This is a genomic window from Rhizobium altiplani, assembly GCF_001542405.1.
Taxonomy (GTDB): Bacteria; Pseudomonadota; Alphaproteobacteria; order Rhizobiales; family Rhizobiaceae; genus Rhizobium; species Rhizobium altiplani.
Genome location: NZ_LNCD01000130.1, coordinates 1 through 11,346 on the forward strand (window position 1 = coordinate 1; position 11,346 = coordinate 11,346).

At 59.0% G+C, this 11,346-nt stretch carries 10 protein-coding genes; all 10 read right to left on the reverse strand.

Annotated elements, in window-relative coordinates; translation table 11 throughout:
- Nucleotides 1-4 precede the first annotated feature (4 nt).
- Nucleotides 5-976, reverse strand: coding sequence for an ABC transporter permease (locus AS026_RS32065; protein WP_007539487.1), 972 nt, complete (start codon nucleotides 974-976; stop codon nucleotides 5-7).
- A gap of 2 nt (nucleotides 977-978) precedes the next feature.
- Nucleotides 979-1,995, reverse strand: a complete 1,017-nt coding sequence (locus AS026_RS32070) for an ABC transporter permease (RefSeq protein ID WP_028746904.1) — start codon at nucleotides 1,993-1,995, stop codon at nucleotides 979-981.
- A complete protein-coding gene (locus AS026_RS32075) occupies nucleotides 1,985-3,529 on the reverse strand; it encodes a sugar ABC transporter ATP-binding protein (RefSeq protein ID WP_037075242.1) in 1,545 nt (514 codons plus the stop codon). Before AS026_RS32075 ends, AS026_RS32070 begins: the two co-directional genes overlap by 11 nt.
- A 65-nt stretch (nucleotides 3,530-3,594) precedes the next feature.
- Nucleotides 3,595-4,602 (reverse strand): sugar ABC transporter substrate-binding protein, encoded by a 1,008-nt coding sequence (locus AS026_RS32080; RefSeq protein ID WP_028746906.1) that lies wholly within the window; start codon nucleotides 4,600-4,602, stop codon nucleotides 3,595-3,597.
- Nucleotides 4,603-4,779: 177 nt separating this feature from the next.
- A complete protein-coding gene (locus AS026_RS32090) occupies nucleotides 4,780-5,787 on the reverse strand; it encodes a sugar ABC transporter substrate-binding protein (RefSeq protein WP_028746908.1) in 1,008 nt (335 codons plus the stop codon).
- Between the two features lie 112 nt (nucleotides 5,788-5,899).
- Nucleotides 5,900-7,177, reverse strand: a complete 1,278-nt coding sequence (locus tag AS026_RS32095; protein WP_028746909.1) for an acyl-CoA dehydrogenase family protein — start codon at nucleotides 7,175-7,177, stop codon at nucleotides 5,900-5,902.
- 33 nt (nucleotides 7,178-7,210) lie between these two features.
- Nucleotides 7,211-8,629, reverse strand: a complete 1,419-nt coding sequence (locus tag AS026_RS32100) for an LLM class flavin-dependent oxidoreductase (RefSeq protein ID WP_062374513.1) — start codon at nucleotides 8,627-8,629, stop codon at nucleotides 7,211-7,213.
- A 374-nt stretch (nucleotides 8,630-9,003) separates the two neighbouring features.
- Complete coding sequence (locus AS026_RS40710) at nucleotides 9,004-9,261, reverse strand: hypothetical protein (protein ID WP_040679114.1); 258 nt, start codon at nucleotides 9,259-9,261, stop codon at nucleotides 9,004-9,006.
- Nucleotides 9,262-9,292: 31 nt separating this feature from the next.
- Entirely contained in the window at nucleotides 9,293-9,499 is a 207-nt protein-coding gene (locus AS026_RS44700) for a sigma factor-like helix-turn-helix DNA-binding protein (RefSeq protein WP_007539502.1), read from the reverse strand.
- Nucleotides 9,500-9,786: 287 nt separating this feature from the next.
- Nucleotides 9,787-11,346 (reverse strand): DNA/RNA non-specific endonuclease (locus AS026_RS32110; RefSeq protein ID WP_062374515.1); only part of this gene is annotated, 1,560 nt, incomplete at its 5' end.

An 11,346-nucleotide genomic window follows, 5' to 3' on the forward strand; every position in this document is an offset into this window, starting at 1 on the left:
CCGTTTAGCTGGCCTTTCGTGTCGCAAAGCTGAGCGCCAGGACGAGAAAGATCAAGGTGCCCGTTCCAACCTGCTGCCAGTAAAAATTCAGGCCGCTCAAGAGCAGGCCGTTTGCGACGATAGCAAGCAGCAAAACGCCGAGTACGGTCCCCACGATATTGGGGCGACCGTGGATATGGATGGTTGTCCCTATGAATGCGGCGCCAACGGAATTGAGCAAAAATGCGTTGCCTGAATTGGGTACGTAGACTGTCACGGTCGAGGTCAGGACCAGGCCTGCCACCGCTGCGATGACGCCGATCAGGACATAGGTTCCTGCAAGAATGAGGCGCAGCGGCAGCCCGGAATAGCGCACAATATCGGCTTGCACGCCTGCGGCAACGACCGCGCGGCCGAACCGGCTCTGCGAAAGTAGGAAGGCGGCGGCCGCCGCCGTGGCGAGCGCGATGATCAGCGGCACCGGGGCACCGAGGATCGTGCCATGCCCGATAGCACGGAAAGAACCCGGTATCGCATTTTGCGGGAGGTAGATCGGGTTGCCGCCATTGGTGAGCAGCTGCTGAATGCTGCGGCCGACAAAGAGCGTGCCAAGCGTCGCAAGAAAAGGCGAAAGGCCTGCCCAGGAAATAAGGATCGCGTTGAACACACCGACAAGCGCTCCCGCGGCAAGCCCGCCTAAGGCCGCAACACCGACGGAATGGCCAGTCAGCACCAATGACACGAGAGCGAGGCTGGAAAAATCGATCGCCGCGCCGATCGACAGATCGATACCGCCGGAAGCCACGGCGAAGGTCATGGCGACGGCTACGATTGCCAGCAAGCTGAAATTGTTGGCAAGCAGGCTTGAAAGATTGCCAGCTGTCAGGAAGCTCGGCGCTAGCGAGGCAAACAGCCAAAAGACGCAGATCAGCGCGATGATCAGAGCCGTTCGGCCGCCGAGCGCGACAACATTCCTGGAAAGAGATTTGGTCGCCATGGTCAAACGTCCCTGCGAATAAGTGTCGTAACCGATACGGTCAGCAGGATCAGTACACCCTGGACGCCGCTGACCAGCGTGCTGGAGAGATTGAGGAGCTGAAAGCCGTTGAGAAGAACACCGACGAACAAAGCCGATAGCAGGGTGCCGCCGACGGTCGGAACAAGTCGGCGGGAAAACACCGATCCGAGCAGCGCGGTGACGACCACAGGCAGGAGCATCTCGCCCGAACCCGTGCTTGAGCCACTGAGATATGCTGTATTGAGGATGCCGGCGAGACCACCACAAAGACCGCTGATCAGGAAGGCTGCGGCGAGATAGGCCTTCACCGGAATGCCTGCGGAGCGCGCGGCTTCCGGAAATTCACCAACCGCATAAAGTCGCAGCCCATAGCGCGTACCCTGCACGAGAAGAGACATCGCAAGCGAAAAGGCGATCAGAACATAGCCAAGCACCGGGATACCTAAAGGCCCCTGGGAGGAGAGTGCTGTGAGCACATCGCCGGAGGCAGGAATGACCGTGTTTTCGGTCAGCACAAGCTCGAGCCCGGCAATGACATTCATGACCGCCAGCGTCGCCAAAAGAGGCACGATGCCGATCCCGGCCACCGCAATCGCGTTTACCGCACCGACCGCAAGGCCTGAACCGAGCGCCGCGATCACGGCGGCGCCGTCACCGTAGCCTGCCTGTATCAAGCTCGCGTAAATGGCTGCACTAAGACCCATGTTGGCGGCGAGCGACAGATCGATGCCGCCGGTCACGACATTCGGGCCTCCCGCTATCACGACGACCGTGAGGCCTATCGCCAGAACCCCGGTGATTGCCGTCTGCCCCAGGATGTTGCCGATGTTGAACACCGAAAGGAAGAAGGGCGCCGAAACGGAGAATATGACCAGGATCAACAGAAAGGTTATTAAGGCGCCATAACGCAGCAAAGTGGCAGCGAGCCGGGTCTTTTGCTGAGGCGTCTCCGGTTCCGCTCCGGAAACGGGAGCGTAGCTTTCGATATCAACTGACATGACGCAACCTTTCCCGAGCGCCGGTGGCCTCGGCCAATATGTCGTTTGCCATGGTGTGGCTGGATTGAAGCTCGCGCGTAACGCGCCCGCGGAACATCACGAGGACCCGATCCGTCATGCCGACGAGTTCATCGAGATCGGTGGAGAGAAGGATGACGCTTGCTCCGCTCGAAACGAGGTCGGCGATCAGTGCATAGATCTCGGCTTTTGCGCCGATATCAACGCCCACTGTGGGTTCGTCCAGCAGATAAAGGTCGGTGTCGCGAGCCAGCCATTTCGCTATCGCCACCTTCTGCTGATTGCCGCCAGATAGTGACCGGACCAAGGCCTCTCGCCCGTCAGCCTTGATCTGAAGCTTTCGGACGAGTTTATCCGTCTCTCCTGCTTCAGCCTTCCTGTCGAGCCGCCCGAACCGCAAGAATCGGCCGAGGCTGGCGATGGTCACGTTTTCTCTCACACTCATATCGAGTGCCACCCCGTGGCGACGACGATCCTCCGGGACCAGGGCAAATCTTGCCTTGGCCGCGTCTCGCGGCGAGGCAAGTCCGACGTTACGATCTTCGTGGACAATTGTCCCCGATGTTGCCCGTTCCAGCCCAAAGAGGACACGCATCAGGTCCTTGGCACCCGATCCGAGAAGCCCGGTGATTCCGAGCACCTCACCGCGGCGCAAGGTGAAGGAAACCGGCTCGAACTTGCCTGCCACCGCGAGGTCTTGCACGCGAAGAAACTCCTCGCCGAGGCGCACCTGACGAGCGGGAAAGAGATCACCTGTCTCGCGCGCTATCATCAACTGACCGATTTCCTCGGCAGAGGTTTCGGACAGGGCAAGCGTCGCAACATCACGGCCATTTCTCAAGATCGTGACGGTCTGGCAGATGTCTTCGATTTCTCTGAGGTAATGAGAGATGTACAAGATTGTGACGCCTTCGTTGGCGAGCCGCCTGATCAGCCGAAACAGAATATCGGCCTCCTGGCGCACGAGCGCTGCTGTTGGCTCATCGAAAACGAGAACCTTGGGCTTGCGGATCAATGCACGAGTGATCTGAATGATTTGCTTTTCCGCCGTGGTCAGCTCCGAGATCAGCGCGTTCTGAGGCAGTTCGATCTCGAAATAGAACTTGAGCAGGCGCGCCGCTTCGTGTCGCATGCGCCGACGATCGAGAAAGGGTGTCGCCCCAAGGCTTGGTTCGTCACCTAAGAAAAGCGCTTCCCCGACAGTGAAGCTTGGCGGCAGGAGCCGATCCTGGTGGATAAAGTGGATGCCAAGTTCTTCCGCAAGCTTCGGGGTCAGCCGCGCGTGTGTCGTGCCATCGATCTCTATTGCGCCATCGTCTGGCTGGTGGAGACCGGCGAGGACCTTGATCAGTGTGGATTTGCCAGCTCCATTTTGGCCGACCAACCCATGCACTGTTCCCCGTCTTACAGTCAGTCCCGCGCCATCAAGAGCGCGCGCCCCCCCGAAGGTCTTGACGACCTGGCTCAGCTTGAGAATGTCGGCAGGGTCAGTTTCCGCTGCGATTATTTGGCTCATATGGGTGCTCCGCACGCTGAACGATGGCCGCACCTTTGAACAGAGGCGCGGCCTGGTCACTAAAGTCAGCCGATGCCCAGCTTTTTGGTGACCTCGCCGACGTTCGCCTTGTTGGCGAGAAGCGCCGGCACGTAGGTTTCGCGTGGCAGTTTTTCGCCAGAAAGCAGGCGGGCAACGTTGCGAATGGCGGTGCGCCCGAGCTCTGCCGGTTGCTGTGCAACGTCGGCTGCGGCTGGAGACTTGGGGTCGGCGACCAGCTGGAGGACTTCCGGGCTGCCATCGACGCCATAAGTCTTGATCTCGGTTCGCCCAGCAGCCACAAGAGCCTGCGTTGCGCCAAGCTGCGGCACATCCCAGGCCGACCAGATTGCTTTGATCGAACCTTTATCTGGATAGCGATTGAGGATCGCGGTCACCTGGGTAAAGGCATCTTGGACGGTATTGGGGATGACATCGCGCAGTTCCGGCTTGATGATCTCCACCTTGGGGAAATATTTCACGACGTTTACGAGCTGATCGTAACGGATCGCACAAGGCGTGACGCCGTAGAAGCCGTTGAACACGACGATCTTGCCTTCGCCGCCGATATCGGACACGAGCTGCAGGGCGAGGTCCTTGCCGAGACCCCAGTTGTCTGAGGTCGAGTTGTTCAGTGAATAAGTGGAGCCGACGTCGATGGTCAAAACCGGTATGCCTGCATCGCCGGCCTTCTTGAGCCAGGGGTCGATGACCGTCAGCGTTCCAAGAAGCTGGACAATGGCGTCCGGCTTCTGCCCGATAAGGGTCTGGAGCTGCGAAACGAGTTTGCCGTCGTTGCGCCCCGCATCCACGGCGATCGGCTCGCCACCCAGCCGCTTTACCTCCTCGATCTGGGCATTGTAGGCCTGGAGATCGAAGAAGTGGTCAGTGCCGGCGGCGCTGATGCCGATGCGCTTGCCTTTGAGCGGCAGGTCTTCAGCAGCAAGTGTCGGACGAATCCCGATCGCTGCGGCACCGGCGACCGCTGCGCCCGCCAGTGCGGTAAACTTCAGAAGGTCGCGGCGGCCGAGACCTGTGGCTGATTTTTCAGTCATGATTTACTCCTTTGATTGTGGGTTGCTTTGGCTGTTGCGATGCGAGGCGGAGATCGTGGCAGTTGCAGCTGGCAAGGCCATCATTGTTGTCTCGCAGCTTCAAAACGACGCGCTGTTGATCGTTGAAAGACAAGACGACATACCGCGGAAGCACTGGAATACCGTCTTAGCCCCGACCTAATGCACGCCGAGTTTCTCGATGACCTCTTTGACGTTGTCCTTGGTCGCAAGCATGGACGCAACATAGGTCTCCCGCGGCAAGGTCTCGCCAGCCAGGACACGGGCAACATTGCGGACCGCGGTGCGCCCAAGTTCGGCCGGCTGCTGGACCACATTGGCGGCAGCAGGGGAGTTCGGATCGGCGAGCAATTGCAGCGCTTCCGGGCTGCCGTCGATGCTGTATGTTTTGATATCCGTGCGGCCGGCGGCCACGAGAGCCTGTGTGGCTCCCACTTGAGGGATATCCCAGGCCGACCAGATCGCTTTGATCGAGCCTTTTTCCGGGTAGCGGTTCACGATGGCGGTGACCTGGGTGAAGGCATCTTGAACGGTATTGGGGATAACGTCGCGTAGCTCCGGCTTGATGATCTCCACCTTCGGGAAATACTTGATCACATTCACCAGCTGATCGTAGCGGATCGCGCAGGGCGTGACCCCGTAGAAGCCGTTGAAGACTACGATCTTGCCCTCGCCGCCAATGTCCGAGACCAGCTGCAGAGCGAGGTTCTTGCCGATTTCCCAATTGTCGGATGCCGTGTTGTTCAGCGAGTTCGTCGATCCGACGTCCAAGGTGAGGACGGGGATGCCGGCATCACGCGCCTTCTTCAGCCAGGGATCGATAACCGTGAGCGTGCCGAGCTGCTGGATGATGGCGTCGGGCTTCTGCGCGATCAGTGTCTGAAGCTGGGAGATGAGCTTGCCGTCGTTGCGCCCGGCATCAACGCCGATCGGAACGCCGCCCAGGCGTTTCACCTCCTCGATCTGGGCGTTATAAGCCTGGAGATCGGCGTGGTGGTCTGTGCCCACGGTACTGATGCCGATGCGCTTGCCCTTAAGAGACAGCTCGCCGCTTGCCAGGCCGGGGCTGACGCCGACCAAAGCGGCACCGGCGACCGTTGCGCTGGCAAGCGCGGTGAGTTTCAGGACTTCACGGCGGCCGAGACCGCGATCTGGACTTTCTATCATGGACATCTCCTACAATAGCGAAATTGGTGCCCGAGAGGCTCGGGAGGTTGAATGCACTTCACGCGCCCTGCACCTTGCAGCGCGCCACGAGCGCGCATCCCCTTGACGGCGGTCAGGCCGCAGCGGAACTTTCGTCGACTTTGTCCGGGCTCTCTGCCGTTAATGCCGGTGCTTGCCCGATGCGCCACTGACCGGGCGGCGGCGTTCCATTCACCGCGAAATCACCGACGATCCGGTCTTTGTAGATGCGGGGATTGTGTGACGATATCGTTCGTGCGTTACGCCAGTGACGGTCGAGCGCGGTGGACGATTTCGCTGCCGAGGCGCCCAGCGTGTCGAACAGGATCGTCGACGCCTCGAGAACCAGATTGGTGACCACGCCGAGGGCTTGTGATGTTTCCAGTTCGGCAACCGCATTTGCGCGTTCCACGGCCTCGTCATTGCCCGCCAAATTGGCGACATGGGCGCGTTCTTGGGCCGCCGCAACCTGCAACACGATTGCAGTGGTGGCGTAGGCATTGGAGCGAATGCGGCCAACGACCTGGAGCACCTGTGGATCCTGGCTCGATCGGGGACCGGCAGCGTGCGAAAATTGGCGTGTTCGTGCCGAAACCGCAGCGGCGGTCTCAATGGCGATAGCGCGGCCTATCCCGGCCAAGGTCGCCAGATGAACAGTCTGGTAGAACGCAGGGCTGTAGCCAAACTTCGTGTCGTCGACCACGACGTCAAGGGGATCTACCCTCGCATCGGAAAATGTCGTGGTTCCGCTTGCGGTCAGCTTCTGCCCGAACCCGTCCCAGTCGTCGACAACGCGCACACCCGGGTCGTCGCGGCGCACGAGCACGGTGATGCCCTCGCCTTCCAGGCCTGTCGCGCCGACATCGATCCAATCGGCAAAAAGCGAACCGGTCGTGTAGTATTTCTCGCCGTTGAGCACGAGGCCATCGCCTTTGCGGGCGATATGGGTTGCAAAGGCGCCTTGGCTGGCATTGCCAATCTCGGTCCAGGCGTTGCCAGCGATCTCACCGTTAGAAATGCGCTCAGCCCAACGTCTACGGAAAGCGCTCGGTGCTGTGTTGACGACGTTTTCCACAAAACCAAAATGGCCGCGCAGTGCCTGCGTTATGTTCGAGTCGGCGGCGGACAGTTCGATCAAGAGATTGAAGAACTCCGCCAGCGTCGCTCCAAGTCCACCTTCGCCCTCCGGCAGGCGAAGTGCACCGAAGCCCGCACGTTTTAGCAACGCGATCTGGGCATCAGGAAGGATGCGGTTGAACTCGCGAGCTATGGCGCCTTGTCTGATCTCCTCGAAAAGCGGACGAAATTTCTTGGCGAGGTCCTCGTAGCGGGCACTCGGCCCCGCTCCCCAAGCTTGATCAACCTGTGACATGATGCACCTAATGTTAAGAGGCTGTGGCAGCGATTACGCGCCAATCGTTTTCAGCTGGGGCGTCAGGGCTGCGGCCTCGCGGCGCTTGACCGCCTCGATGTCCCGATACGCGTTGGCCGGATGGGTGGCTGGCAGATAGGGACCGTTGCCGAACAACTTCTCGCGGAGCGTTCCGGGACGGTAGGCTGTCGGATAGGCGCCGCGTTTTTGAAGTTGTGGCACAACGTGCTCGACGACATCTTCGAAGCTGCCGGGCGTCACGGCATAGGCGATGTTGAAACCATCGACGCCGGTTTCAGCCACCCATTCTTGCAGAATATCGGCAATCTGCTCGCCCGAGCCGACAAAGACTGGCCCCATCCCGCCGATGCCACCGAATTTCGCTAGTTCATCGATGGTCCAGAATTTGTCACCGCCGGCAATGTGCTCGACGAAGGAATGGATCGCGTTTGTTTCAATTCGCTCGACGACATCGGTGGGCGGATACTGACCAAAATCGATCCCGCTCCAACCAGACATGAAGACGAGAGAACCGTCGTACGAAACGTACTTCTTGTAGTCCTCCAACTTGGCCTGCGCCTTTGCCTCGGTCTCATCTGTTATGATGGTGATCAGCGTGTAGATGAACACCTTCTTCGGATCGCGCCCGGCGGCCACGATACGCTCGCGGATATCGGCGACATAGCCCTGCAGGACAGATTTTGTCGGCGCCGCGACGAAGATGCATTCGGCATGGCTGGCGGCAAAAGCCTTGCCGGGACCGGAGGCGCCAGCCTGATAGAGTACCGGCGTTCTCTGCGGGGAGGGCTCCGACAGCTGGTAGCCGGGAACATCGAAATATTTGCCCTTGTGCCCGATTTCATGGACCTTCCTAGGGTCTGTGAACATGCGGCGATCCCGATCCCGCACCACGGCCCCTTCTTCCCACGACCCCTCAAGCAACTTGTAGAGCACCTCTACATATTCGCTCGCGATCTCGTAGCGGTTGTCATGACGTTTCAGCCCTGCCTGGCCGATATTCTTCGCGCCGCTTTCCAAATAGGAAGTGACTATGTTCCAGCCAACCCTGCCTTTGCTGTGGTGATCGGCCGTCGCAAGTCTGCGAGCGAAGGTATAGGGATGTTCGAATGAAGTGGACGCCGTGATGCCAATGCCGAGATGCTCAGTAGCCAGCGCGATGGGCGCAGCCAGCTGCAGGGGGTCGTTGACCGGGATTTGTGCCGCCTGGTGAATGGCGTGGTAGTTGGAGCCTTTGTACACGTCATAATAGCCGATCACGTCGGCAATGAAGATGCCATCAAACACGCCGCGTTCCAGAGTGCGAGCCAAAGCCTGCCAGTATTCCAGATCCTTATAGGTCCACGATCTATCGTCCGGATGGGCCCACAAGCCAGGGGATTGGTGGCCGACGCAGTTCATATCGAAGGCGTTGAAACGGATCTGTCCAGTCATGGTATCCCTCTTCATTCGAGAGACTAAACCTAACATCGCGCCGCGATAAATATAGATTATCTATGGTTTAACTAGATTGAAGAGCGGAAAATTTTTGCGTGCCTACTAGCAGACCGTAGACAATCTCCGCCGTAATACCCGAAGCACAGAGCAGCCACGACCGCGGCTGCAAGCGGATGCACTCCGAAATGCAAGTCACGAGCAGGAAGGTGATGACCACGCCTGCTGCCAAGGAACGAATTCGCCGAAAATTCCGCCGATGAACCGTGGCTGTCTCACTCGTTGCGAACTGGCATGCGCTTCCTGCGCGCCCTAGCCGCTGTCATGGTACGTGCGGATCTTGGCCTTCCGTAATTCTAGCTTCAGGATGCTCTCTAAGGTGCATCCCTGATCGGAAACATGCCTTCGCCGTAATGGTGAAGGCGCGTGTGATGTCGTCGGCACAACCACCGCACCTTTAAAGGCTCCTCGTATTCATCATGATGGGCATCGACGGCTTCGACACCGCAGACTTCACAGGTTTGCTTCTCCAGCTCGCCCGCCTTTACCGCTCGCTGCACAGCAAGGTGAGCATCGTATTTGCCCGGATTGGCACGACGCCAATTCGCTTGGCGGGTATCGGTTTTCAGCATCGCCGCATCCTGCCTTCCTACCTGTAAGGGCCTATTGGCCGCCATATGGTTTTGTTACCCTCCTCAGTGGGGCCTCAAGACGCCGTTTGATTGCGCGTCGGTTTTTTTCCTGCTTGGCCAGGATCTGGCTGATCGTACTTTGGGAGACGCCGAATTCCTCGGCTAGGGCAGCAAGTGTCGCCCCTTCCCGCCTTTTGCGTTCAATCACAACATTCCGGCTGGCTTTCGATGCTGTCATCCTGCATCACCCCATGAAACGAACTGGCGCGTTCAGGCATACCACGGCGTAAATCGTTCTTCATTTGTTTTCCACCTCATTCCACAGGCATGTCCTGCTCCGCCGCGACTTTGCCGCAGCGGGTATCGGCACATTCGTGTGACGATCCTTCGTGTGAACAGCGAGATCTCGCCGGTACAGATGCGACATCTGGCGCAGGATCGTTTGTCTTAGAGGGGCCGAGGGCTTTGCCCTTGCTCCCTGCCCTGCTGCGTTCGCCCGCCCCTGCCATCCTTTTCCGTCAGCAATCAGATTACAACATCATTGATATCGCTGATCCAACGGGTTTGCCGGGTGGATTCCAGTGTCCCTTGTGCATCAAAGGGGCGAACCGCGGAAAAATCGAGCCCGGTCTCACCTTCAATTGCAGCGATGGTGGTCTGGATCCGGCGCTTGCGCATCTGATCGATGGTGTAGGGCTTCAGCCCGGAGAACACCTTCGCCTCATAGAGCGCCTGCACGTACTGCGTCTGACCGACGATGAAGGCGGCGGCTGCCACCTTGGTGGCGGATTTCTGAAGGACTGCGATCTTCCAGAAAGACAATGGAATTTTCCAAGGCCCACCCTTTCGGCCTTTGCCATACAGAGGATCGTCTTCCCGAAAAATCGGGCCTGTAAAAATGGTCAACCGCTTGTCCGTGCTTTGCGCTTTGTCGAGCAGGTAGTCTTCGAGATTGCCCCAGTCGATGTCGTTGTAGGTTTGGACCTGTGGGGCCGCGTTGGTGTAGTGGAAGGTATCCTCTGCCCCCAATTGCGACTCGACCAGCGCCTGGTTGACATCGTTCATGGCGCTCCAGCAGGGATCAAGCAGCCGAACCTGGTGTCCGCGGCTGAATTGCACCGGATCTTTTCCCTTGTTCTCATAGAATTCTCCGTCCGGCTGGTATTCCGGCGCGATACGCGCATCGCGCCGCCACGTGTCCTTCCCCGGACCGGGATGGACCAGCTTGTTGCCGTCGATATTGACGGCGGTCAGCAGCGGAAACTTCCGGTCTGCACGGATTACAGACGTGAAGTCGTGATAAGCAAGTTCGTGACCGGACCCATCCAGCAGCGGCGCAATCTGTTCTTGCGCGAGCCACGGTGCATATATCTCGGGAAGGTCGATCCGGGTGGTGAGAAAGAGTGGATCATAGCCGGTGACGCCGGCCCAACGCTTGAGCGCGAGAGGCTTTCGGTCCGCCTCGAGAAGAGCTTCGCCCTGGATGCCGCCTTGAGACAGGGACGGCAGCCCAAGCGAGGTATCAAGCCGGTCCAACACAAGGCCCGCCTGCGGCTGTTCAAAGCGCTGTCTTTCGAGCAGGCCAAAAATTGCACTAATGCGGACACCTTCATTGGCGATCCAGACAGTTTTGTTCTCAGGCCTTCCGGGCTTCTTCGGCTCAGGGACTGCCTTGTGGTGCAGGGCCAGGACCTGCCATTGGTCGTTCAGCACCGGGGCGCCGGATGAGCCCGGCTCCGTATCCGTCGAATAGTGGATGAAATGATCAAGGTTGACGTCGGGGGCCGCGTCCTGATCAAGAATAATGATCTGGCTTGCTCGTATAGCAATCTGTTTCGGCTCGCTGTTCGGGTGCTGGATGATCGTCACCCACTCGCCATCGATCGCCTTGCCGGAAAGCGGGATCAGCGGCAGCCGGCCATAACGGTCGATCGGTACGCCCTCATCCGACAATGGCGTGACCGCGACAAACGTGATGTCGAGCTCAGCGTTGGTGTAAAAGATCTCGTGCGGACGCAGATTGAACCTGACGCCTTCGCGAAGAACCCCATCGATATCGTGCTCATAACCGAATTCGGCTTCGCA

Bases quoted from the DNA above. Each gene is read 5' to 3' on its own strand.
- AS026_RS40710 (WP_040679114.1), bottom strand. From the start codon at position 9,261: ATGCTGAAAACCGATACCCGCCAAGCGAATTGGCGTCGTGCCAATCCG.
- AS026_RS32090 (WP_028746908.1), bottom strand. From the start codon at position 5,787: ATGATAGAAAGTCCAGATCGCGGTCTCGGCCGCCGTGAAGTCCTGAAA.
- AS026_RS32100 (WP_062374513.1), bottom strand. From the start codon at position 8,629: ATGACTGGACAGATCCGTTTCAACGCCTTCGATATGAACTGCGTCGGC.
- AS026_RS32095 (WP_028746909.1), bottom strand. From the start codon at position 7,177: ATGTCACAGGTTGATCAAGCTTGGGGAGCGGGGCCGAGTGCCCGCTAC.
- AS026_RS32070 (WP_028746904.1), bottom strand. From the start codon at position 1,995: ATGTCAGTTGATATCGAAAGCTACGCTCCCGTTTCCGGAGCGGAACCG.
- AS026_RS32075 (WP_037075242.1), bottom strand. From the start codon at position 3,529: ATGAGCCAAATAATCGCAGCGGAAACTGACCCTGCCGACATTCTCAAG.
- AS026_RS32065 (WP_007539487.1), bottom strand. From the start codon at position 976: ATGGCGACCAAATCTCTTTCCAGGAATGTTGTCGCGCTCGGCGGCCGA.
- AS026_RS32080 (WP_028746906.1), bottom strand. From the start codon at position 4,602: ATGACTGAAAAATCAGCCACAGGTCTCGGCCGCCGCGACCTTCTGAAG.
- AS026_RS44700 (WP_007539502.1), bottom strand. From the start codon at position 9,499: ATGACAGCATCGAAAGCCAGCCGGAATGTTGTGATTGAACGCAAAAGG.